This window comes from Minwuia sp., from assembly GCF_048263705.1.
In the GTDB taxonomy this organism is placed as follows: domain Bacteria; phylum Pseudomonadota; class Alphaproteobacteria; order Minwuiales; family Minwuiaceae; genus Minwuia.
Window position 1 is genome coordinate 75,558 of the sequence record NZ_JBLXDV010000010.1, and the last position, 22,972, is coordinate 98,529.

Here is a 22,972-nt window from a genome sequence, read left to right on the forward strand (position 1 = left end):
TTGCGTTGACCTCTCGCTGTCCTGCCGATGTATGCGATTCAATCACTGTTGACCTTCCATCCGCTGGAAGGCCCAATCTTTTCTCATGAAATGGACCCACGCCTTGCGGCGCACCTTTTCAGTTCTCCTTCTGGCGGCGATGCTATCGCCGCTGCTGATCAATGGTGCGTTCTCGAAACCGATGTCGCACCACGCGATGATGGGGCATGAGGTGCCAGCTGACGCGGGTGATCAGCTCTTCGGGAATCAACCCGATCACGAGCGCATGGCGTGCTCGATTTTTGTGCCATGCGACCACGGTTTTTGTGTCGGCATGGCATTGCTGCCACCAGTTCAGCCAACTCCTGCCTTTCTCACTGAACGTTACAACGAAACGGCAGATTCAGCTGTCACGCTTGGGTACGCGCCGACTGCTCCCCCACCAAAGCATATTTCCTGATTTTTGACTGTCGGCTGTCTCCGGGACGGCCAAAACGTATACGAATCAAGGAAATGAAGAATGAAGATTATCCGTGAACACACGGGGCTTACGGCCCTTGTACTCTCAGTCCTGATTGCTTCAGGACTTTCTCAAGCAACCCTTGCTGCCGGTTCTCATGACGGTGGTCACGGTGCCAGGACGGGCTATGAAGGTGAGCGGAGCAACGTATCGCGCACCATCAACGTCGATATGTACGACAACTATTTCGAACCGAAATCGATGAACCTGAAAGAAGGCGAAACCGTCCTGTTCGTTGTCACGAACAAGGGCGAGTTCGTGCATGAGTTCAATATCGCGACTGCCGAAATGCATGCCGCCCACGAAACGGAAATGATGCAGATGATGGAGAAGGGCATTCTGGAAGTTGATCGCATCAATCACAGCATGATGGGACACGGCAATCACGGCATGCGGCACGACCACGCCAACAGTGTGCTGCTGGAACCAGGCGAGACCGGTGAGGTCATCTGGACTTTCGATACCCACGCGAAACTTGAATTTGCCTGCAACGTGCCGGGTCACTACGGCTCCGGCATGGTCGGCAAGATCAAGCTCTCTCATTGAGCCAGAGGGAGTCTGAAACAATGCATACAAGAGCTTTCATCATGGCGGTCGCGCTCCTGGGCATGATCACCTTCCCGGCCATCGCAGGGGAGTACAATCTGTCGGTTGACCGTGTGGAGATTGATACCGGTGAGTTCACCCGGTCCGGGATCGGATTCAACGGCGCTTCACCGGGACCTGTTCTGCGGTTCAGGGAAGGCGAGGATGTCACGATCAACGTGACAAACAATCTTTCCGAAGACACTTCGGTTCACTGGCACGGCCTCATCCTGCCCTATCAACAGGATGGTGTGCCGAAGATCAGCTATCCGGGAATTGCACCGGGTGAGACCTTCACCTACCGCTTCCCGATCACTCAAAGCGGCACCTACTGGTTTCACAGCCACTCCGGGTTTCAGGAACCTGATGGTGCTTATGGCGCAATCATTATCGAACCAGAGGATCGCGAGCCTTACAGCTATGATCGCGAGTATGTGGTGCAGTTCACGGATGCGCATCCGCATTCGGGTGATCGCATCATGCGCAATCTCAAGATGATGCCGGACTACTACAACCGAAAGCAGCGCACGCTCCTCGACTTCCTCAGCGATGCGGACGAGATGGGCGTGGACAAGGCTCTCTCGGACCGGGGCGACTGGGGCGAGATGCGGATGATGCCTACGGACATCGAAGATCTGCAGGGCTTCACGCCGCTGATCAACGGCAAGGGGCCTGACCAGAACTGGACTGGTCTGTTCAAGCCGGGTGAGCGCGTACGACTGCGCTTCATCAACTCCTCGGCCATGACCTATTTCGATATCCGCATTCCCGGACTGAAAATGACCGTGGTCCAGGCGGACGGCAACAATGTGCAGCCGGTAACGGTCGACGAGTTCCGGATCGCGGTTGCCGAGACCTACGACGTGATTGTCCGTCCGGAGGAGGACAAGGCCTACACGATCTTTGCGGAATCCATGGGCCGGACGGCCTATGCGCGGGGAACTCTTGCGCCGCGCGAGGGAATGACAGCCGCCGTGCCTGACCTGCGTGAAGATCCGCTGCTGACCATGGCTGACATGGGCATGGCTCATGAAGGTCACGGCGCGATGATGGATCATGGGTCGGGATCCGGCGGAATGGACCATTCAAAGATGAGCCATGCCATGCCGAAGAAGGATGGTGCGGCAGGTCATGAAGCGATGGGCCACAAGATGCCCGGGAAAGACGGTGAAGTGGATCATGCCGCGATGGGCCACGTGATGCCCAGCAAAGATGGTGAGGTCGATCACTCGAAGATGGATCACGCGAAGATGGGGCACGGCAGTGCCGCGGCAACTTCCCGCCCGGACCCGTTTTATGCGCCCGGCAGTGGTCTGGCACCTGAAGCGGCAAATGGGGGCAGGTTCCTTTCCTATGCTGATCTGAAGGCCCAGAAACCACTTTATGAGCATCGGGATGCGACGCGAGAGATCGAACTGAAGCTGACCGGCAACATGGAGCGCTATATCTGGTCGCTGAACGGTGTGAAATACGAAGACGCCGATCCGATCATCCTGCAATATGGTGAACGTGTGCGCTTCAAGTTTGTGAACACAACCATGATGACGCATCCAATGCATCTGCATGGCATGTGGTCGATCCTCGACACGGGTGCCGGCAAGTGGAACCCGATCAAGCATGTCGTCAGCGTCGCGCCGGGCACGACCGTCTACATGGAAACGGAAGTCGATGCGCCGGGCGAGTGGGCGTTCCACTGTCACCTGTCCTATCACGCTGACTCTGGCATGTTCCGCAAGGTCATTGTCCAGGGCGGGCCTTCTGGCGATGCGGTGTCGCTCAACTCAGAAGATCGGGGGTGAGCCATGCATTACATCTCTGGACTTCTCGCAGGTGCGCTTGTCGCATTGGGTATCGGCTTATTCCTGCAAGCGCAGGCAGAACCGATTGTGTGGGGCGTTCAGGTCGAACAGGCCGAGTACCGGATCGACGAAGGTTCGGACATCTTCGCCTGGGATCTCGACGCCTTCGTCGGCAAGGACGAACTGAAACTGGTTCTGCGCAGTGAAGCTGAATTCGCAACAGCGGAAGACAGCTTTGAAACACTGGAAAACCAACTGCGTCTGCAGACGCCGGTATCGGACTTCTTCGATGCCGTTGTGGGCGTGCGCCTGGATACACCGGAAGGCGCTGACCGCGTCCACGGCGTGATCGGCCTGCACGGGCTGACAAGACAGTGGTTCGAAGTGGATGCCGATCTGTTCATCTCGGACAATCCGTCAGCGCGGTTCGAGGTCGAGTATGAAGGTCTGATCACCAACCGCATCATCTTCGTACCCAGCATCGAACTGGACATCCCGTTCACGGATGACCCGGCGGTCGGCAACGGCGCGTTCGGTCCGACGCTCGAAGCCGGCGGACGTCTCAGCTATGATCTCGTTGACCGGTTGATCTCGCCATATGTGGGTATTCACTACGAACGCAAGTTCGGCGAGACTGCGGACCTGGCCAGAGCCAATGGCGAAGACGCGGGAACCGTGTTTTTCGTGGTCGGTGCGCGCTTCATTTTCTGATGCCCGGGCGCAGGCCGGAGACGCGCACTCCAAATCTGCGGCGCGTCTTCAGCGGTCCCGCATGATGCGCGGCGGTCCGCCGGAGGCTGCGGGATGCTGTTGCGCGCGATGAACACGCCGGAGAGCGGCGAGAAGTGGTGTATGCTTGTCCAAGCCACACCTCGCCGTTCCCCGCAAACCTCAGCATCCCCTGTCCGGAGTCCGCATCATGCGCAAGTTACACAGAGATCCCCCGGGCCCTTCGGGCAACGATCCGTCGACGCACGCCACCGCCGATGTCGCGAAGACGCGGTCCTGCCTGCGCTGCGCGGAGAAGTTCGAAAGCTCGGGCTTCGGCGAACGCATCTGCCGCCGCTGCAAGTCATCGACAACCTGGCGGAACGGCAATACCGGCGCATCCAGCAGGCGATAGGGGCTGAACTACGCCGCGTTCGACTCGAACGATTTTGTGTCGTCCAGCGGACCGAGCCAGTAGTGCGAGCCGATGAGTTCGACCGTCCAGGCCTCCGGTCCCGCAGGCGAAACCTCTGAGATCCAGACGATGCCGGGCGCTTCGGGAAAGTGCGCCTGCTTCATCTGATCGCCGTAGAAGCGGTGCAGGACGGCGCGCGCGTCCATGCCATCCGCCACCAGACGGACCAGGAAGGCTTCGTCTGGCGTCGCGTCGAACAAGGCCCGGCCTTCCGCGTCCGGGCACCGGACTTCAAGCGTGACCCTGACCGCGTCCGTCTTCGGAAAGACCTGCGGTCTGGCTGCATACAGCAGGCTGCCCACGCGAAACAGCCGCTCGTGAAACGCCGGATCGACATACTCCTCCCAAAGCTTCTCGTCTTGCATCTCACTCGACATGTTGCGCAACTGGCCGTCGCGCAGCGCATCGCCGATGACGTAACGCAAGACAAGATATGCCGCGTCATTGGGGTCCTGATCCTGCAGCGACATCAGGCACATCTCGCGCAGTTCATCCTCTGCCATGCCGGCATGGTCGCCGAAATCCATCGCGTCCAGAAGGGCGCGGAAGTCGTCGGCGGTCCAGGTGCCGTCAATCTCCTCGATCTCGATGACGTCCCTGACGTCGACGTGAAACGTATGGCTCATGCTGGTGACTTTCTGCCCTTGGGAAGCGGCTTCTATCGACGGATAGTTTGGATTTTCATCATATGATCAAGCGACCTCCCGTCCACCGGATACCACCTGACGGGCGTACAATCCTTGAAGCTTCCGCAAACCAGGGTTTTCAGAAACAAACCCGCAGCACCGTATAACACGCATGCGGGCTTCGGCCTGTGATTCGGCTAGCGGCCAGGGGCCGCAATGCGGACAATGCAGACCTTCGCGAAGGTCGAACGAATGGCCGCTCTGTCATAAGGCAACGCTACAGCAATTTCATTCGAAGTGATTGAGGTTCTCGCCAGAAATCCGGTTTTGCCATTTGTGACTAGAGAACCGTTATCTGCACTTCGGCAAGCTTTACCTCCACAGCATCATCCTCGACCAATGCGACTTTGAGTTTCTTGCCGGTCGCTCGATCCTGCACGCGAACCGCGGTCTTACCCGCATTGATATGCTTGTCGCCCCATTGCATCAAAGCCAGGATCGTCAGCCCCAACTCCGCCCCCATTGGCGACAATCGATACCCATACCGGCTGCGCGCGCCGACCTCTCGATAGGGCTCGCGGGCGAGGATTCCCACCGAGACCAAACGCTTCAGGCGATCTGTCAGCACAGAGCGAGGAATCCCGATGTCTGCGCGAATGTCATCGTATCGCATCACCCCATAGAAGGCTTCGCGCACAATCAAAAGCGTCCATCGGTCCGACAATATTTCGGTCGCAAGTGCTGCACCGCATTGGTCTATCGGCACCGGCGCAGACCGGCGGACCGAGTCCCTCTTGGCTGAGTTTGACATTCAGTTTCAGGTTCCTTAATCCTATCTGGGTCCAAAATAAGGTTTCAGAAAATGAATGCAATCAACGTGGTTCTGGCGATCAAGATATTTATCACCGTCGCCTTTCTTGCCGGGCCGTTCCTCCTGTCGCCACAGGCAAAGCTCGAAAAACGACTGAGCATCAGCGCCAAATCACCAATGCTCTTTCGGCTCTATGGGGTTTCGATGCTGGCGCTGGCCGTGGCCTATGCAAGCGGCATCTGGCAAGCCCTTCAGGGGGATTTCCCCTGGGGCATCGTGTGGATGGGCATCGTATCAAACGGTGGTGCTGCGGCAGTTCTTCTTCTGGTTGGGCCACGGAATGTCAGTCGCGCGGTGGCGGCTGTGTTTGGAGCAATTGCAATTGCCTTGTTGTTCTGCGCACTGATGCAGCAATTTGCTCTCGCACCACTTTTCTGAACAGATGATCGATGTTTGGAAGGGCCTGATCCACTCAGATCCTCGTTTCATTGGCCTGGCCGACATTCCGACCTAGAGCGCTTTTCGTATTCATGGAATCACCATGAATACGAAACAACGCAACTCGCACAGGTGGTTGCCATTCTTGAAAACAGTCTGAATGGAACCATTCAGACTGTTTCCGCCCCAACGCAGCATTCGTCAAATTGGGCTCGAACCAGATTTCCGACTCTCTGTCAGATGAGAGCCCGGTGCAGGATTTGGCAAAAACCGAGTTTGCCAGAACCGGCCGGTCGATCTGCAGAATCTGTCGCGATGCCCTGCCAACCTGTGACCGCTGCTTGCTCGTTCCGCTTTCCCCTTTGCCAAAACCCGGCGCTTCACCCACCATGCCTGCGGGGTACATGGAAATCAGGGGGTCCAGATGGCCGAATTCCGCAAGATCACCAAGATTCTGATTGCGAACCGGTCCGAGATCGCGATCCGCGTCATGCGCGCCGCGAACGAGATGGGCATCCGTACGGTGGCCGTCTATGCCGCTGAGGACAAGCTGGCGCTGCACCGTTTCAAGGCTGATGAAAGCTATCTGATCGGCGAGGGCCTGGGGCCGGTCGGGGCCTATCTGTCGATCGAGGAGATGATCCGCGTGGCGAAACTGGCCGGCGCGGATGCGGTGCATCCGGGCTATGGCCTGCTGTCCGAGAACCCCGACTTCGCCGAGGCTTGTGCCGCCAACGGCATCACCTTCATCGGCCCGCCGCCGGAGATCATGCGCTCGCTGGGCAACAAGGTTGCCGCGCGCGAGGCCGCCATCGCCGCCGGTACGCCGGTCGTGCCCGCCACGGGCCCCCTGCCCACCGACATGGCCGAGGTCGCGCGGATGGCGGCCGAGGTCGGCTATCCGGTGATGCTGAAGGCATCCTGGGGCGGCGGCGGACGCGGCATGCGCGAGATCGAGACCGAGGATCAGCTTGAGGAGGAAGTGAACGCGGGCCGCCGCGAGGCCGGCAACGCCTTCGGCAACGATGAGGTCTATCTGGAGAAGCTGATCCGCCGCGCCCGCCATGTCGAGGTGCAGCTGATGGGCGACCATCACGGCAATGTCGTGCACCTGTGGGAGCGGGACTGCTCGGTCCAGCGCCGCAACCAGAAGGTCGTGGAGCGTGCGCCCGCGCCCTATCTGAACGATGCACAGCGCACCGAGCTGTGCGAAAGCGCCCTGAAACTGGCACGTTCGGCGGGCTATGTGAACGCGGGCACCGCCGAATTCCTGATGGATTTCGATACCGGCGATTTCTACTTCATCGAGGTCAATCCCCGCATCCAGGTCGAGCATACGGTGACCGAGGAAGTCACCGGCATCGACATCGTGCGCGCGCAGATCCGCGTGGCCGAGGGCGGCCATGTCGGCGTGATCGAGGAGACCGGGGTGCCGCCGCAGGACGAGATCAGGCTGAACGGCCACGCCCTGCAGTGCCGCATCACCACCGAAGACCCCGAAGCCAACTTCATCCCCGACTACGGGCGCATTCTGGCCTATCGCGGCGCGACCGGCTTCGGCATCCGCCTCGACGGCGGCACGGCCTATTCGGGCGCGGTGATCACGCGGTTCTACGATTCCCTGCTGGAGAAGGTCACGGCCTGGGCGCGCACCCCGGAACAGGCGATCCGCCGTCTGGACCGGGCGCTGCGCGAATTCCGCATCCGCGGCGTCGCGACCAACCTGGCCTTCGTAGAGAATCTGATCAACCACCCGAAGTTCGTTGCCAACGAGTACACCACCAAGTTCATCGACGAGACGCCGGAACTGTTCGATTTCCCCGTGCGTCAGGACCGCGCGACCAAGCTGCTGAACTTTCTGGGCGAGGTCATGGTCAACGGCAATCCGGAAGTCGCGAACCGTGTGCTGCCCGCCGTCGGACCGGACCCCAAGGTCCCCGCCTGGCAGAACGACGAACCGCCGAAGGGCACCCGCGACCTGCTGGATGAACTGGGCGCGGAGAAGTTCGCCGACTGGATGCTGGCGCAGGAGCGCGTGCTGGTCACCGACACCACCATGCGCGACGCCCACCAGTCGCTGCTCGCGACCCGGATGCGGACCTTCGACATGGTGCAGGTGGCGGACGCCTACGCCCGCAACATGTCCGGGCTGTTCAGTCTGGAATGCTGGGGCGGGGCGACCTTCGATGTCTCCATGCGCTTCCTGAAGGAATGCCCGTGGACGCGCCTGTCGGACCTGCGGGAGAAGGTGCCCAACATCCTGTTCCAGATGCTGCTGCGCGGCGCCAACGGCGTCGGCTACACGGTCTATCCCGACAATGTGGTGAAGGGTTTCGTGCACCAGGCGGCCGACAGCGGTGTCGACGTGTTCCGCGTCTTCGACAGCCTGAACTGGGTCGAGAACATGCGCGTCGCCATCGATGCGGTACGTGAATCGGGCAAGCTGTGCGAGGCCGTCGTCTGTTACACCGGCGATATCTTCGACGACAGCCGCGGCACCTACGACCTGGATTACTACGTGAAGATGGCGCGCGACCTTCAGGCGGCGGGCACCAACATTCTGGGCATCAAGGACATGGCGGGCCTGCTGAAACCGGCGCAGGCGCGGGTGCTTGTGAAGGCGCTGAAGGACGAGACCGGCCTGCCGATCCATTTCCACACCCACGACACCTCCGGCATCTCGGCGGCAAGCGTGCTGGCGGCGGCGGAAGCGGGCGTCGATGCCGTGGACGCGGCCATGGACAGCTTCTCCGGCCTGACCAGCCAGCCAAACCTGGGCTCCATCGTCGAGGCGCTGCGCCACGGCGACCGCGAGACCGGTCTGGACCCGGCCACCATCCGGCAGTTCTCCGACTACTGGGAGGCCGTGCGGCGCGAATATCGCGGCTTCGAGAGCGATCTGCGTTTCGGCGCGTCGGAGGTCTATCTGCACGAGATGCCCGGCGGGCAGTTCACCAACCTGAAGGAACAGGCGCGCAGCCTGGGCCTTGAGGAACGCTGGCACGAGGTCGCCCGGGCCTATGCCGACGTGAACCAGATGTTCGGCGACATCGTGAAGGTGACACCTTCATCCAAGGTCGTGGGTGACATGGCGCTGGCCATGGTCTCTGCAGGGCTGACGCGCGATGATATCGAGGATCCGGACAAGCCGTTCAGCTTCCCCGATTCCGTTGTCAGCTTCTTCCACGGCGATCTGGGCCAGCCGCCGAACGGGTTCCCCAGCGCACTTCAGAAGAAGGTGCTGGGCGAGACCAAGCCGCTGACCGACCGCCCCGGTGCCAGCCTGCCCCCCGCCGATCTGACCGCCGCCCGCGCGCAGGCCGAGGAGGATGCGAACCGGGAGATCACCGACGAGGAATTCCAGTCCTGGCTGATGTACCCGAAGGTCTTCGCCGACTTTGCCGCCTTCCAGGCCGAATTCGGGCCGGTCGACCGGCTGCCGACGATGAACTTCTTCTACGGCATCAAGCCGGGCGAGGAGATCGCGGTCGAGATCGAGAAGGGCAAGGCGCTGGTGATCCGCTGCCTTGCCATCGGCGAGCCGGACGAGGAGGGAATCGTACGCATCTTCTTCGAACTGAACGGCCAGCCGCGCCGCGTGAAGGTGCAGAACCGAAGTGTGGACTCATCCGTCGAACGCCACCCGAAGGCCGACCCGACCAACCCGAAGCACGTGGCCGCCCCGATGCCGGGCCTCGTCGCCACCGTCGCGGTCGAAGCCGGCAGCAAGGTGCTGGCGGGTGACCTGCTGCTGACCATCGAAGCCATGAAGATGGAAACCGCCATCCGCGCCGAAACCGACGGCGAGGTGGCCCGGGTCGTTGCAGGCGCAGGTACCCAGGTCGACGCAAAAGACCTGCTGGTGGAGATGGGGTAGGAGCACCTCCCGCGATGAAAGGCTGGGGGGATCGCCGATATGGGCGGCCGTTTTCTGGAGCCTGCCATCCGGAACGCTGGACCATTTCAACGTTCGACCGAGTTCCTTCACGCCTCATCGGGTCACCCCCGCCTTGTGCGGGGGTCCGGGGCGGCCCGGCCACAGATTGCAGAGCCTGCCGGATGCCCGCGCGAGGCGGGCATGACCCGCCTGAGAGTTCGGAGGCTTCCGTGACTTGGCGGCGCGCGTCTGCGACTGATCCCCCATGATCGAGGGGCCGCTTCCCGCAGCCAGTGTTCGACCGCCTCATCCCGTTCCCGCTGTGCGTAGAGGCTGGCGTGGATCGTTCCGACTTTCGACTGAATTCCTTCACGCCTCATCGGGTCACCCCCGCCTTGTGCGGGGGTCCGGGGCGGCCTGGCCACAGGTTCCAGAGTTTGCCGGATGCCCGCTGCCCCCGGCTTGAACGGGGGCGGGCACGACCCGCGCGTCAATCTGATGGCTTGCGCCAGACAGCCGTTTGCTTCGGCTATCGATCGATTCCCCGCCCGCCGTAGTATATGCGGAGTATGGTCACTCGGTTGACGTCGATGGTGAAGGCCACCGTGGCCCGCCGCTCGAAGCCGATGGTTCGCACGCCCATGCCCAGATTCTCTCGGCGCGTGCCGCGTTCCGACCCATCGCCGAGGCCAAGGCAGAATGCCTCAATCCGTTCGACGTAACCAAGGGCGATCACCGTACCGGCTCTTTCAGCAATGTAGTCATGGATTGCAACAAGGTCCGTCTGAGCTTCAATCGCGAAGACAACCGGTCGTTCTTTCATTCGGCCTTGTCGCTCATCTGTGCATTTCGGTCCCGCAGCATCGCGAACACGTCCTCCGCCGGGATGCCCGAATCGGGTTCTCGCTGCATTCGCTCATGGACCGGCACCACCTCTTCGCGGAGCCAGCGTTCGATGACCTCATCGCGCTCCCGTAAGGCACGCAATCCGGCGCGGACCACTTCGCTGGCGGAGGCATAGCCGCCGTTCGCGACCTGATCGTCGATATAGGCTGCCTGTTCGGGGGGCAGGCTGATGGTGCGCTTTTCGGCCAGGGCCATGTCGATGCTCCGTTGCTGAATCTCCGGTATTATACCTTCATACCAGTACTGTGCCAGCGCCTTGGACGCGGCGCTTGAGCGGGGTTGAGTTTCGCATCCTCAGACCAGATAATAGTTATCCGACTATCAAAAATGGATAACCGGTATGCCTCGCAGCTTTTCGCTTGGATCCAGGTTTGAGAAATTCATCGATGGCCAGGTCACAAGCGGTCGCTTCGGCAACGCCAGCGATGTCGTGCGCGCCGGGCTGCGCCTGCTGGAGGATCATGAAGCTGAGAAGGAGCAGAAACGCGCCTGGCTTCGTACTGAACTTGAAAAGGGTCGGTCTGATATCGAAGAAGGCCGCTATGTCGAATTCGACCACCCAGAGGGAACGCGCGCATATCTTGAAGATGTGAAGCGGCGCGGCAGGGAAAGGCAGAAACGATCCGCTTCCGATTAAGTCAGAAGGCGGATGCCGATCTTCAGGAAATCTGGGACTGGATCGCCGAAGATTCCGAGGTTAACGCTGACGGGTTCGTCGGGCAGCTGTTCGAGATGTTTGACGCCCTGGCCTCGCAGCCGGGCATCGGTTTCAGGCGACCATATATGCCGGAAGGTATGCGCGCCTTTCCACACCGAAAGTATCTGATCTTCTACACTGTTTCCGGCGAGCACATCGAGATCGGAAGGGTGCTGCACGGCTCTCGTGACATTGAGCACGTCATTGAAACGGACGATTGAAGCTGGATAATGACTTAACCGCCCACGATCGGCGGGAACAGGATGAAGAAGATCGAGATCGTGACCACGGACAGCACCGTGCTGAGCAGAATCACCGACGAGGTGCGCAGCACGTAGATGCCGTAAGCCTGGGCCAGAACGAAGCTGCCTGCGCCCGTCGGCAGGGCGGCCATCAGCACGGCGACCTTGGCCCAGAGCGGATCGACCGGCAGCAGCCAGAAGAAGGCCAGCGCAGTCAGGCCGGGCTGCACGATCAGCTTGGTGGCGGTCATCACGCCGACCTCGGCGCGGCCTTCCGAACGCGGCTTGCCGACCATGAACAGGCCGATGGCGAACAGCGCGCATGGCCCCGCCGCCGCGCCCAGGATGCCGGTGAAGGCGTCGACCGGCACCGGCAGGTCGAAGCCCGCGACCGCCCAGAGCAGCCCGAGCAGAGGCGCGACCAGCATCGGGTTCCTGGCCATGGAGGCGAGCACGTTGCCGACCACACGGAACGGGTTCGCGCCGGATTTCGTTCCCACTTCGATCAGGGTGATCGCGATGCCGACGACGACCGCGGTGTTGATCACGGTCGCCACGACCGCAGGCACGGCGGCGGCCTCGCCGAAGGCCGCGACCGCCAGCGGGATGCCCATGTAGCCGGAATTGCCGTAGATACCGTTCATGGCGTGGATCGCGGCCTCGGCCAGCGAGCGCCCGAACAGCAGCCGCGCCGCCAGGATCGCCAGAAACCCGATGGCAAGCAGCGGGACCAGAAAGCCGATCAGGAAATCCGGCTGCCAGAGCTGTCCGACATCGACCGTTGCCATCGCCCGGAACAGCATGGCCGGCAGCGCGACCCAGTACACGAAACCGTTCAGCGCTGCGCTGCTTTCCGCGCCCAGCAGCTTCCGCGAACCGCACAGGTAGCCCGCGCCGACGATGGCGAAGACCGGCAGCACGATGTTGATGATCGGTTCCATGTTCTTTCCGTAGCTGCTGCGCAATGCCGCCACCATGCGGCCTTTCGCGCTTGAACCGGACCGGCTTTATCGGTCAGATGCGGCCATGGATCGCCTGCTTGAAACATTCGTCACCGACGCGCGCGCCGCAGCGGTGAGCGATGAACCGACCAGCGCCGTGCGCGGCGTGCTGGAAGATGCCCTGACGCGCGCGGACGCGTTCGCCGCGCTGATCGCCGCACAGGCCGACGACGAAGTGCACCTGTTCGAGGATGAAACGGTCTCGATCTGGACCTGTCGCTTCTGGCCCGACGTCATCCTGCCACCGCACGAGCATACGATTCCGGTTCATATCGGCGTCGTCGGCGGGGTGGAGCGCAACATTCTCTACCGCCGCCTGTATGGCGAACTGCTGCAGGTCTTCGAGAAGGAGGTCGGTCGCGGCGACATGCTGTCGATGGGGGCCGATGGCATTCATGCGGTGACCGCCGCCGGTCCGGACCCCAGCCTGGCGCTGCATGTCTACCTGGGCCCCCTGATGCAGGTCGAACGGTCCCTGTTCAACTGGCGCACCGGCGCGGCGATGCCTTTCACCGACGCGAATTTCGAGGCGATGAAACGGTCTTCTCGCGCTGCCGGTTGACGCAGGACACGCGTCGCGACATGCTTTGTCCATGGGGCGCGCGGGTGCCCCGTGAGGCGTCAGCCCAAATCCGCATCCTGTTCAACCTCATGGACGTGGGGAGGATGCTGCCATGGCGTCACCGACCGAGATCACCATTCAACAACTGTCGCGGCTGATCGGGACTCCCGATGCGCCGGTCATCATCGATGTCTGCATCGATGCGGATTTCGCCCTCGATCCGCGCATCATCCCCGGTGCGATCCGCCAGCCCTTCGACCGGATCGAGGCACTTGTGCCACGCCTGCAGGGGCAGCGCGCCGTCGTCTATTGCCAGAAGGGCCTGAAGCTCAGCCAGGGCGCGGCGGCACTTCTGCGCGCGTCCGGGGTCCGGGCCGAAAGCCTTGCGGGCGGTCAGTGGGGATGGCGGGACGCGGTTCAGCCGCTTGTGCCCGTGGCCCGTCTGCCGGTCCCCGACGCCGAGGGCCGCACGGTCTGGGTCACGCGGCATCGCCCGAAGATCGACCGGCTGGCCTGTCCGTGGCTGATCCGGCGGTTTGTCGACCGCCGGGCGCGGTTCCTGTTCGTCAGTCCGTCTGAAGTCGGGGCGGTCGCCGGGAAGTTCGGTGCCACGCCCTTCGATGCCGACGATGCCGTATGGCGTCACGACGGCGATCACTGCACCTTCGACGCCATGCTGGACGGATTCGGGCTGAAGACCGACGCACTGGCCCGTCTGGCCTTGATCGTGCGCGGCGCCGACACCAGCCGGCACGATCTGGCACCCGAATGTGCCGGTCTGCTGGCGGTTTCGCTGGGGCTGTCACGCATGTATCGCAATGACCTGGCCATGCTGGAGGCCGGGTTTGCGATCTACGATGCGCTCTATCGCTGGGCGCGCGATGCGTCGGATGAAACCCATGACGAAACCCACGGCACGGTCGGAAAGAAGCAGGCGGCATGAGCGACATGAACAGGACAGGGCCCGACCGGGCAGAAGCCTTCGCTGCGTTCGGCCGCATCGGACTGCTATCCTTCGGTGGGCCCGCCGCCCAGATCTCGCTGATGCACCGCGTGCTGGTCGATGAGAAGGGCTGGCTGACCGAGAAGCAGTATCTGAACGCGCTCAGCTTCTGCATGCTGCTGCCAGGCCCGGAGGCCATGCAGCTTGCGACCTACGCGGGCTGGCGGCTGCACGGTGTTGCGGGCGGCCTGATGGCGGGGCTGCTGTTCGTCCTGCCGGGTGCAGCAGTAGTGCTGACGCTGGCTGTCATCTATGCGATCTGGGGATCGGTGCCGCTGGTCAGCGCGCTGTTTCTGGGCGTGAAGGCGGCGGTCCTGATCATCGTCATCGAAGCCCTGCTGAAGGTGTCCCGCCGCGCATTGAAGGGCACGTCTCACTGGATCATCGCCGGGCTGGCGTTCATCGCGATCTTCTTTCTGGCGCTGCCGTTCCCGCTGATCATCGGTCTGGCCGCGCAGTACGGATTTATCTTTGCCGGTCGGGAGCGCGGCGACGCGGCGGTGCCGGTCAGTGTGCGACCGCTGAGAACGCTCGGCACGGTTCTGGTCTGGCTGATCATCTGGCTGGTCCCGCTGCTGCTGATCGGGCAGCTTTCCGGGTTTCCGGTGCTGGGCGAGATCGGGCTGTTCTTCTCGAAGCTGGCGGTGGTCACCTTCGGCGGCGCCTACGCGGTGCTGGCCTACATGGCGCAGGATGTCGTCACCGGCTTCGGCTGGTTGACGGCGGTGGAGATGATGGACGGGCTGGGACTGGCCGAGACGACCCCGGGCCCGCTGATCCTGGTGACCGAATTCGTGGGCTTCATCGCAGCCTTCCGGGAAGGCGGCATCGGGCTGGGACTGGCGGGTGCGCTGGTGACGCTCTGGGCGACCTTCGCGCCGTGCTTCCTGTGGATCTTCACAGGCGCGCCCTACATCGAATGGATCTCGGCGCAGCCACGGCTGAGCGGTGCGCTCGCCGCGATCACGGCGGCGGTGGTCGGGGTCATCCTTAACCTGTCGATCTGGTTCGGTCTGCATGTCCTGTTCCGCACGGTGACGCTGGAACAGGTCGGGCCGCTGACACTCTGGCAGCCGGAACTCGGGACGCTGGACCCGGCGGTGCTGACCCTCTCGATCATTGCGGCCGTCCTTCTGCTCAACCTGCACTGGAGCCTGTTCCGCGTACTGGCGTTCAGCGCGCTGGGTGGCCTTCTGCTTTCCTCGGCTGTCTGAAACGCGCTGCGGCGAAATTGTTGACTGGCTTTTGTGCGCAAGTGCGTCATGCTTGGCACAAAGCGACCGAGCACAAGGATGGGGTGACGAGATGATCGGCAGGTTTCTGAAATTCGCAGCGGTGGCCGGCGCCACGGCAATGATGGCGTTCGCGGCGCAGGCCGAGGGCGCGAAGATCACGTGGTACGGGCAGGCGGCGTTCAAGATCGTCTCGCCGGGCGGCAAGGTGATCATGATCGATCCCTTCATCACGAAGAATCCGAAGACCCCGGAGGCCATGAAGGATTTGGCCAAGCTGGGGAAGGTGGACCTGATCCTGGTGACGCACGGGCATGGCGATCATGTCGGCGATACGTTCGAACTGGCGAAACTGACTGGTGCCAAGGTCGCCATGAACGCGGACATGGGTTCGACCTACGCCACGCTGGACGTGATCGATTCCAAGCAGTTGATCCGGTTCAACAAGTCGGGCCGGATCTCGCCGATCGGTGACGGCATCATCATCACGATGACCCGTGCCGAGCACAGCTCGTCCATCCGGACCAAGGATCCGATTTCGGGCAAGGATATCGTGCTGCCGGGCGGTGAACCGGCGGGCTACATCATCCAGCTGGAAAACGGCTACAAGATCTATCATGCGGGCGACACCGGCGTGTTCCGCGACATGGGCTTCATCAACAACTACTACAAGCCGAAGCTGGCCCTGCTGCCGATCGGCGGACACTTCACCATGGGGCCGGCCCACGCCGCCTTTGCCGTGCGCAACTATTTCAAGGACGTCGAGACGGTGATGCCCATGCACTATGGCACCTTCCCGATCCTGAAAGGCACGCCCGAGCAGTTCAAGAAGGCGCTGAAGGATCACAAGGTCGACACGGTCGTCATGCAGCCGGGCGATACGCGCGACTTCTGATCCGTCCAAAAGGACTCAGACGACCGAGCCGGCGATCTGTTGCGGCACCGGTACCGTCTCCCTGAACGAAGGACGTTCCGAGAGACGGTCCAGCCGTGCGGCCAGGGCCGGGTGGCGCGTCTGCCAGTCCAGGGCCGGATAGCGGGCACGCATGTAATCCAGCACGGTGCCGACGGCAATATCGGCCAGCCCGAAGCGGTCGCCGACGCAGAATTCCGCCTCCGCTGGCACCAGCCGGTCGATCTCGGCGAGACCGCCGGTGATCTTGCGGTGCTGGCGGTCCATCCAGGACTGGCTGCGATGGGCTTCGGGCCGGAAGCTCTCGAAGAACCAGAGCACGAAGGCATCGCAGACGCCGTCCGCCAGCACCTCGAACCGCCGCGCGGCGAGCCTCAGTTCCGGATCGGCGGGCAGCATGGACGGTTCGGGGTGGTGGTGCTCCAGCCATTCCAGAATGAAATCGGACTCATAGACCGTCTCGCCATCGTCCAGGATCAGCACCGGCAGCTTCTCCAGCGGATTGTGCTGCGGTGTCGAGGTGTCCTCGTTCCACGGCACCTCGGTCAACAGGTCGAAAGCAACGCCCTTCTCGGCCAGTGCGATGCGGACTTTCCGGGCGTAGGGGCTGGGCGTTGCGCTGAGCAGTTTCAAAGGTGCATCCCGCCGTCGATCACCATGGGCTGGCCGGTGATGTACCGGCTCTCGTCGCAGGCCAGGAAGACGGCCAGATCGGCGATCTCCTCGGCTTCGGCGAGGCGGCCCATCTTCTGGCGCGCGATGAAGTCCTGACGGGCGGCCACCGGATCATCGAAGGCGTTGATGCGGCCGTCCAGCGAGGGCGTCTGCACCGTCGCCGGGCAGATCGCGTTGCAGCGGATACCCTGCCCGATATAGTCCGCCGCAACCGACTTGGTGAAGCCGATCACCGCCCCCTTGCTGGCCCCGTAGGCACAGCGGTTGACCACGCCCATCTCGGAACTGACGACGGACGCCACGTTGACGATCGACCCGCCGCCGTTGTCCAGCATCGCCTGGATGAAGGACTGGGTGACCACGAACAGCGACCGGCAGTTCAGATCGAAACTGAAGTCCCAGCCTTTCATGGTCGTATCCAGCAGCGATCCGTGATCGACATAGCCCGCGCAGTTGAACAGCACGTCCACCGCGCCGACCTCGGCGGCCATGGCACGCACGGCGTCATGGTCCATCACATCCAGCTTGCGCGCGGTGATGCCCGGCGTGCCGTTCAGTTCACCGACCAGATCGGCGTTCAGATCGGTTGCGATGACCTCGGCGCCCTCGGCTGCGAATTTCAGCGCGGTCGCCCGCCCGATGCCTTGCGCCGCCGCCGTCAGAAAGCATTTCTTGCCTTCGAGCCGTCCTGCCATGTGATCTCTCTCCCCTTATTTGTTCTTCCGGACTGTCTCCCCGGCCTTGTGCCGGGGTCCGGAGCGGCTCCGCCGCACGTTTTCAGTTCGACCGGATCCCGGGCCTGGCCCGGGATGACCGTCAGTGCAGGCGGATCAGAACTTCCCCTGCATCTGGTTGTCCAGATCATCCTCGATGAAATAGCGCACGATCTCGTCAATCGACCCATCGACCTTGATCCCCAGCGCCTCGGCGCGGTCGCCGCGGCAGCCACCGGGCCAGCCGTCGACGATCTTCTGGATCGCCGGGTCCGGTTCGAAGCGGATCTCGCCGACCTTGCGGTTGCCCTTGTTGCGCGCGACGGCCTCGGCGATCTCGCCGGCCGACACCGTGATCCCCGACAGGACCATCGACCGCCAGTGCCCGATCTTCTCGGCCTCCGCCTCGTGCGCGGTGATGAAGGCATCGACGACCTTGCGCGGGCTGAGCACCGCCATCTTCGATTCCGGCGAGACGGGCACCACCATGTCCACGCCGCACAGCGGTTCGCGGACCATCGAACTGACCCAGGTCGAGGCCGCGCGGTTCGGCTGGCCGGTGCGCACCGAGATCGTCGGCAGGCGCAACGAACGCCCGTCGATGAAGCCCTTGCGCGACATGTCGCTGACAAGCTGCTCCCCGCAGGCCTTGGCAGCACCGTAGCTGGTCAGCGGCGTGATGGGCGTATCGTCGGTGACCACATCCGGCAAGTCGTCACCGCCGAACACGGCCACCGAGCTGGCGAAGACCAGACGCGGCGCATGGGGCAACGCGCGGGCGGCAGCCAGCACATGCCGGGTGCCGTCCAGATTGATCCGCATGCCCAGATCGTAGTCTTCCTCCGCCTGCGCCGACACGATGGCGGCCAGGTGGAAGATCGAGCCCGTGTCGCTGCCGATGACGGCCGCGACCTGTGCCGCGTCGGACACATCGCCCGCGACGGCCTCGACCCGGCTGTCGTCGAACCCTTGCGCCTCGGCCACGTCGAACAGCACCAGCTTCGTGATGTCCTGCTGCGCCCCGTTCGGCCCGGCCAGCGATCCCTTCGCCAGAATCTGCCGCGCCAGCCTGCGCCCGATGAACCCGGCACCGCCTGTGATGACAACTTTCATTTCGTTTCTTCCCCCACCCAATTACTGCCTTCCTCGGGTCAAGCCCAAGGATTCACGAGGTTAGTCAAACATCCCGGAAATCGCCCGTGTTCACCACATTGCGCCGCACGCCGTCCTCGAACAGGCCGCGGATGTTCTCAGCGGCCTCGCGCCTTATGTCGTTGAATGTTTCTGGCGAATACCAGGTGGCGTGCGGAATGACGATCATGCGGCCGTCCAGCCAGTCCTCGCGCGCATTGAAGGCCGCCAGCAGCGGATGGTTCGGATCGGGCGGTTCCTGTGTGAAGGCATCGATGCCGCAGGCACCGATCTGGCCGGACCGCAGGCCGACCTCCAGCGCGTCGATGTCGATCAGCCCGCCGCGCGCGGCGTTGATCAGGATCAGGCCCGGTTTCATGGCGGCGACCTGCGGCATGCCGATCAGGTTCCAGGTCTCGTCGTTCAGCGGCGTGTGCAGGGTCACGACATCGGCCCAGCCCAGAAGCTCTTCCAGACTGCCGAAGCGCTGCATCTCCATGGTGATGTCGTGGCCGACCGGCAGGTAGGGATCGAAATAGCCGACCTCCATGCCGAAGGCGCGCGCACGCAGCGCGGCCATCGTGCCGATCCGCCCGCAGCCGACCACGCCGAACTTCTGCCCGCGCACCCGGCGCAGGATCGGCGGGCCGTCCCAGCTCCAGCCGCCGACGATGTCGGCGCGCACGCGGTCGTTGTAGGTCACCACCCCGCGCAGCAGGTTCAGTGCGAGCGTCACCGCCGTCGTCGCCACATCGGACATGTCGTAGGCGGGCACATTGCTGACCTGAATGCCCTCGGCGGCGCAGGCCTCGGTATCGATCCGGTCATAGCCGATGCCGATCCGGCTGATGATCCGGCAGTTCGTCAGCTTCTTCGCGACCTCGGGCGTGATGTCCATGACATGCCACAGCAGCACGGCATCGGCGGCAGCCCAGACATTGTCGCCGATCTCTTCGGCCGTCCGGGCATACTGCAGGTCAAAAGTGACGCTATCGCCCAGCGCCTCGCGCTCGGCCAGCGGTTCGCCCTCGAACTGCGTGTCGGGAACCAGAATGCGCAACCGTTCAGTCCTTGCCCGCGACGCATTCGATCTCGACGACCATGTCGGGATGCACCAGCCCGGAGATCATCAGCAGCGTCGAGGCGGTCATGGCACCGTCCAGCACCTCGTCGCGCACCTTGCGGAAGGTCGGCACGTCGGCGGCATCGGTCAGGTAGCTGTTGATGCGGATGACATCGTTCCAGCCCATGTCCGCGGCTTCCAGCACGGCCTGCACATTGGCGAAGGCGTGGCGGATCTGGGTCTCGGCATCGCCGCCCAGCTTGCCGTCCGCATCGACGCCGACCTGCCCGGACACATGCAGCAGGCGCGAGCCGGCGGTGCTCTCGATGCCCGGCGCGAACTTGCTCAGCGGCGCGGCAGTGCCCGCCGGATTGATGATCTTGTTGGTCATGTGACCCTCCCCCAGGAATGTTGCGGCGATCTCCGGAACCGTCCGGCGGATGTCGCCGGAATGAACGCCCGGCTCATCATCGGCGGGCGGCTCCAGTGTGGCAAGCTGGCTCGGCAAAAGCGAGGGCGGCATGAAGTGGCCGGTGCGCGCCGCCATGCGTTGCACAAGCACTGTGTCGGGACCGTGCAGGAACAGGAAATGCAGATCAGGGCAGAAACCGCGCAGCCGGTCGCGATAGGCGCGTTTCAGCGCCGAGCAGGTGACGATCAGCGACCGGCCCTTCGCGCAGGCTGCCGCGATCTCGGCACCGATGGCGTCGAGCCAGGGTCCGCGATCGTCGTCGGACAGGGCCATGCCCGCGCTCATCTTCGCGCGGTTCGATGGCGGGTGAAGATCGTCGCCCTCCCGCATCGGCCAGCCGGTCCGCCGCGCCAGTTCCCGCGCCACCTGCGACTTCCCCGAGGCGGCGACGCCCATGACGATGACGATCATGAGGCTGCGTCGTGCCAGGGCCCGTGATGGATGCCCGGTCTGTCGGTGCGTCCAAAGCCGTGCGCGCCGAAGCGGTCGCGCTGCGCCTGGATCATGGCCGTGGGCAGGACCGTCAGTTGAAAACTGTCGGCCCATGCGAGGCTGGCGCCCAGCACAGGCGCGGGTGCGGCGGCGGCGATGGCTGCGCCGGTGAATTCGCGAAGGCCGGGCAGGTTCCGTTCCATCATCCGGCGCAGCGCGGGCGGCAGGAAGTCCGCACGTGGGTCGCTGACGCCGCCGGTCAGGCGGTCGAGGACGGGCATGCGCAGAATGCTTCCGGCGCGCCAGCTCCGGGCCATGCGTTCGATCGAAATGTCCCAGCCATATCGCCCGGCGGCAGTCAGCGCGAGGCTGAAACCCTGCGCCAGTGCGATGGCCGTGGCCGCATCGATGGCCGAACCCGCCGCGCGATGGAGCAAGTCCGCTGTGCTGCCGATGCGCGCCGCCGGACTTCTGTCGCGCGGATGCGGCATCGATGAAAGTTGCCGCATGGCCATGGCCGCGGCGATCGCGGGCACGGGCACACCCAGATCCAGCGCGGCCTCCAGACACCAGCCGCCGGTCCCCTTGTGACCGGCCCGATCGCTGACGATATCGATCAGCGGGACACCGGTTTCGGCATCGGCTGTTTCCAGAATCTCACGGGTGATCTCGACGAGATAGCCCTGCTCGGCGGTCTTCAGTGCATTGGCACTATCGCGGTGGCCGGAGTTGCCCGCGAAGCGGAGCGCATGCCAGACCTCGGCGATCGCCTGCATGACCGCATATTCGATGCCGTTGTGAACCATCTTCACGAAATGCCCGGCTCCGCCCGGCCCGAACCGTTCCAGACAGGCTGTGCCTTCAGCCTGAGCGGCGACGGGGCCCAGAATCGGGCGCAGGCTCCGCCAGGCGGCATCATCGCAGCCGAGCATCATCGCCGGGCCGCTGCGTGCGCCCTCCGCCCCGCCCGAGACGCCCAGGCCCGCAAACCGGATGCGCGCGACCGACAAGCTTTCCTGCCGTCGTTCGGTGTCGGAAAAGCGGGAATTGCCGCCGTCGACGATGATGTCGCCGTCGTCCAGCAGGGGCCGCAGCAGGTCGATCGCTTCGTCGACCGGCGCGCCGGCCTTGACCATCAGCATGATGGTGCGCGGTCGCGGCAGCGCTGAAACCAGCGCGGCGATACCATCGGTCACGACAATCCTGTCCGCCTGCCACGAACGGGCCTCGGCCCACGGATCCCAGGCGGTGACGGCCATGCCATGGTCGCGGAGGTTGAGGGCGAGATTGCGTCCCATCACACCCAGGCCGACAAGGCCGATATGGTTCTGAACCGGATTCATCGCCGACAGACTAGGGCCGGAACGACGGGCTGTCAGGTCTGCCGCACATCCTGGCGACCGTTGCGGTCAGATCGCTTGACCCGATGAGATTGCACGGCTAAAACCCGCGCGTCCTGTGGCGGGTGTAGCTCAGTTGGTTAGAGCGCCAGATTGTGATTCTGGAAGTCGCCGGTTCAATTCCGGTCACTCGCCCCATTTTCCTGCCAGACGTCGCCGGAATGATGGACCGTTTCACGCGGTCGCGTGGATATTGCGGGAAAATTCGCGGGTCAGGATCTGTTCGAATATCACGACGGCGGCATCGCCGGCTTGTTCCAGATAACGCAGTCCCAGTTCGGTTGGCGAACGCCAGACCACTTCCGCCACCGTCTTGATCCCGTCGATCAGAATCTCGACCGTCCTGCGTGCGGGGTCGAGCGCCCGGTCGATGCGCACGCGTGCGCCGCCGAGGCTGATATCGAGAACCTGTGCACGCACCGCCAGATTGTCATTTTCTCCGTTGATGGCTGCCAACGGCAGTTCCGTCAGTTCGATCCGGCTGTGCTGACGTCGATCTGCAAGACTGATTTCATTGTTCATAACGGTACGACCTCTGATGAGCTTTCATCCTAGGGGTGGAGCAAAGCGCGTGCCAGTTATGACGGTCACACCACCGACAGTTGGCCCGATCACCCTCCAATCAGATCAGTCGTCGCGTTCTCTCAGTCTATTATATTGATTTCAAATAATAATATTCCGATATCTGGTATGGGTGAATTATGAATAAATG

The 22,972-nt window shown here is 63.0% G+C and carries 25 protein-coding genes and 1 tRNA gene; 14 read left to right on the forward strand and 12 right to left on the reverse strand.

Annotated features, from left to right (window positions below; translation table 11 throughout):
• Positions 1 to 85 precede the first annotated feature (85 nt).
• From ACN0X7_RS14725 to ACN0X7_RS14745, 5 genes are all read left to right on the forward strand, one after another.
• Positions 86 to 439, forward strand: coding sequence for a hypothetical protein (locus ACN0X7_RS14725; RefSeq protein WP_417518571.1), 354 nt, complete (start codon positions 86 to 88; stop codon positions 437 to 439).
• 60 nt (positions 440 to 499) lie between these two features.
• Entirely contained in the window at positions 500 to 1,045 is a 546-nt protein-coding gene (locus ACN0X7_RS14730; protein WP_417518573.1) for a cupredoxin domain-containing protein, read from the forward strand.
• Between the two features lie 20 nt (positions 1,046 to 1,065).
• Entirely contained in the window at positions 1,066 to 2,883 is a 1,818-nt protein-coding gene (locus ACN0X7_RS14735; RefSeq protein ID WP_417518575.1) for a copper resistance system multicopper oxidase, read from the forward strand.
• Between the two features lie 3 nt (positions 2,884 to 2,886).
• Positions 2,887 to 3,594 (forward strand): copper resistance protein B, encoded by a 708-nt coding sequence (locus ACN0X7_RS14740; RefSeq protein ID WP_417518577.1) that lies wholly within the window; start codon positions 2,887 to 2,889, stop codon positions 3,592 to 3,594.
• A 208-nt stretch (positions 3,595 to 3,802) separates the two neighbouring features.
• Positions 3,803 to 4,006: a hypothetical protein gene (locus tag ACN0X7_RS14745; protein ID WP_417518579.1), complete on the forward strand. Its 204-nt coding sequence runs from the start codon at positions 3,803 to 3,805 to the stop codon at positions 4,004 to 4,006.
• An 8-nt stretch (positions 4,007 to 4,014) separates the two neighbouring features.
• On the opposite strand, the gene ACN0X7_RS14750 is transcribed toward ACN0X7_RS14745, so the two are convergent.
• Together ACN0X7_RS14750 and ACN0X7_RS14755 are read right to left on the reverse strand one after the other, a co-directional pair.
• Positions 4,015 to 4,692 (reverse strand): hypothetical protein, encoded by a 678-nt coding sequence (locus ACN0X7_RS14750; protein WP_417518581.1) that lies wholly within the window; start codon positions 4,690 to 4,692, stop codon positions 4,015 to 4,017.
• Between the two features lie 340 nt (positions 4,693 to 5,032).
• Entirely contained in the window at positions 5,033 to 5,503 is a 471-nt protein-coding gene (locus ACN0X7_RS14755; protein ID WP_417518583.1) for a winged helix-turn-helix transcriptional regulator, read from the reverse strand.
• Positions 5,504 to 5,554: 51 nt separating this feature from the next.
• On the opposite strand from ACN0X7_RS14755, the gene ACN0X7_RS14760 reads away from it, so the two are divergent.
• Together ACN0X7_RS14760 and pyc are read left to right on the forward strand one after the other, a co-directional pair.
• A complete protein-coding gene (locus tag ACN0X7_RS14760) occupies positions 5,555 to 5,941 on the forward strand; it encodes a hypothetical protein (RefSeq protein WP_417518585.1) in 387 nt (128 codons plus the stop codon).
• Between the two features lie 424 nt (positions 5,942 to 6,365).
• Entirely contained in the window at positions 6,366 to 9,818 is a 3,453-nt protein-coding gene (pyc, locus tag ACN0X7_RS14765; RefSeq protein WP_417518587.1) for a pyruvate carboxylase, read from the forward strand.
• Positions 9,819 to 10,347: 529 nt separating this feature from the next.
• On the opposite strand, the gene ACN0X7_RS14770 is transcribed toward pyc, so the two are convergent.
• Positions 10,348 to 10,641, reverse strand: coding sequence for a type II toxin-antitoxin system RelE/ParE family toxin (locus ACN0X7_RS14770; RefSeq protein ID WP_417518589.1), 294 nt, complete (start codon positions 10,639 to 10,641; stop codon positions 10,348 to 10,350).
• On the reverse strand, positions 10,638 to 10,919 hold the full coding sequence (locus ACN0X7_RS14775) for a type II toxin-antitoxin system ParD family antitoxin (RefSeq protein ID WP_417518591.1): 282 nt from the start codon (positions 10,917 to 10,919) through the stop codon (positions 10,638 to 10,640). The genes ACN0X7_RS14770 and ACN0X7_RS14775 overlap by 4 nt, the downstream gene beginning before the upstream one ends.
• Before the next feature lie 145 nt (positions 10,920 to 11,064).
• Between ACN0X7_RS14775 and ACN0X7_RS14780 the strand changes: the two genes are divergently transcribed.
• Both ACN0X7_RS14780 and ACN0X7_RS14785 read left to right on the forward strand, forming a co-directional pair.
• Positions 11,065 to 11,361, forward strand: a complete 297-nt coding sequence (locus ACN0X7_RS14780) for a type II toxin-antitoxin system ParD family antitoxin (RefSeq protein ID WP_417518593.1) — start codon at positions 11,065 to 11,067, stop codon at positions 11,359 to 11,361.
• 41 nt (positions 11,362 to 11,402) lie between these two features.
• Complete coding sequence (locus ACN0X7_RS14785; protein ID WP_417518756.1) at positions 11,403 to 11,642, forward strand: type II toxin-antitoxin system RelE/ParE family toxin; 240 nt, start codon at positions 11,403 to 11,405, stop codon at positions 11,640 to 11,642.
• 14 nt (positions 11,643 to 11,656) lie between these two features.
• On the opposite strand, the gene ACN0X7_RS14790 is transcribed toward ACN0X7_RS14785, so the two are convergent.
• A complete protein-coding gene (locus ACN0X7_RS14790) occupies positions 11,657 to 12,604 on the reverse strand; it encodes an AEC family transporter (RefSeq protein ID WP_417518595.1) in 948 nt (315 codons plus the stop codon).
• An 85-nt stretch (positions 12,605 to 12,689) separates the two neighbouring features.
• Here ACN0X7_RS14790 and ACN0X7_RS14795 point away from each other — a divergent pair, with 85 nt between their 5' ends.
• The 4 genes from ACN0X7_RS14795 to ACN0X7_RS14810 all read left to right on the forward strand — a co-directional run bounded on the left by ACN0X7_RS14795 (position 12,690) and on the right by ACN0X7_RS14810 (position 16,356).
• Positions 12,690 to 13,226, forward strand: a complete 537-nt coding sequence (locus tag ACN0X7_RS14795; RefSeq protein WP_417518597.1) for a hypothetical protein — start codon at positions 12,690 to 12,692, stop codon at positions 13,224 to 13,226.
• Between the two features lie 112 nt (positions 13,227 to 13,338).
• Positions 13,339 to 14,169, forward strand: coding sequence for a chromate resistance protein ChrB domain-containing protein (locus tag ACN0X7_RS14800; protein ID WP_417518599.1), 831 nt, complete (start codon positions 13,339 to 13,341; stop codon positions 14,167 to 14,169).
• Positions 14,166 to 15,443 carry a chromate efflux transporter gene (chrA, locus tag ACN0X7_RS14805; protein ID WP_417518601.1) on the forward strand — a complete coding sequence of 426 codons (1,278 nt, stop codon included), beginning with the start codon at positions 14,166 to 14,168 and terminating at the stop codon, positions 15,441 to 15,443. Before ACN0X7_RS14800 ends, chrA begins: the two co-directional genes overlap by 4 nt.
• Positions 15,444 to 15,534: 91 nt before the next feature.
• Complete coding sequence (locus ACN0X7_RS14810; protein ID WP_417518603.1) at positions 15,535 to 16,356, forward strand: metal-dependent hydrolase; 822 nt, start codon at positions 15,535 to 15,537, stop codon at positions 16,354 to 16,356.
• 15 nt (positions 16,357 to 16,371) lie between these two features.
• Here ACN0X7_RS14810 and ACN0X7_RS14815 read toward each other — a convergent pair whose 3' ends face one another.
• The 6 genes from ACN0X7_RS14815 to gndA all read right to left on the reverse strand — a co-directional run bounded on the left by ACN0X7_RS14815 (position 16,372) and on the right by gndA (position 22,203).
• Complete coding sequence (locus ACN0X7_RS14815; protein WP_417518605.1) at positions 16,372 to 17,007, reverse strand: glutathione S-transferase N-terminal domain-containing protein; 636 nt, start codon at positions 17,005 to 17,007, stop codon at positions 16,372 to 16,374.
• Positions 17,004 to 17,744 carry an SDR family oxidoreductase gene (locus tag ACN0X7_RS14820; protein WP_417518606.1) on the reverse strand — a complete coding sequence of 247 codons (741 nt, stop codon included), beginning with the start codon at positions 17,742 to 17,744 and terminating at the stop codon, positions 17,004 to 17,006. Before ACN0X7_RS14820 ends, ACN0X7_RS14815 begins: the two co-directional genes overlap by 4 nt.
• Before the next feature lie 135 nt (positions 17,745 to 17,879).
• Entirely contained in the window at positions 17,880 to 18,875 is a 996-nt protein-coding gene (denD, locus tag ACN0X7_RS14825) for a D-erythronate dehydrogenase (protein ID WP_417518608.1), read from the reverse strand.
• Between the two features lie 64 nt (positions 18,876 to 18,939).
• Complete coding sequence (locus tag ACN0X7_RS14830) at positions 18,940 to 19,953, reverse strand: C-terminal binding protein (protein WP_417518610.1); 1,014 nt, start codon at positions 19,951 to 19,953, stop codon at positions 18,940 to 18,942.
• Positions 19,954 to 19,957: 4 nt separating this feature from the next.
• Positions 19,958 to 20,839, reverse strand: coding sequence for a gluconokinase, GntK/IdnK-type (locus ACN0X7_RS14835; protein ID WP_417518612.1), 882 nt, complete (start codon positions 20,837 to 20,839; stop codon positions 19,958 to 19,960).
• Entirely contained in the window at positions 20,836 to 22,203 is a 1,368-nt protein-coding gene (gndA, locus tag ACN0X7_RS14840) for an NADP-dependent phosphogluconate dehydrogenase (protein WP_417518614.1), read from the reverse strand. Before gndA ends, ACN0X7_RS14835 begins: the two co-directional genes overlap by 4 nt.
• Before the next feature lie 118 nt (positions 22,204 to 22,321).
• Between gndA and ACN0X7_RS14845 the strand changes: the two genes are divergently transcribed.
• Positions 22,322 to 22,398 (forward strand) — tRNA-His (locus tag ACN0X7_RS14845).
• Between the two features lie 36 nt (positions 22,399 to 22,434).
• Here the strand turns inward: ACN0X7_RS14845 and ACN0X7_RS14850 are convergent.
• Positions 22,435 to 22,782, reverse strand: coding sequence for a PilZ domain-containing protein (locus ACN0X7_RS14850; protein ID WP_417518616.1), 348 nt, complete (start codon positions 22,780 to 22,782; stop codon positions 22,435 to 22,437).
• Between the last annotated feature and the right edge of the window lie 190 nt (positions 22,783 to 22,972).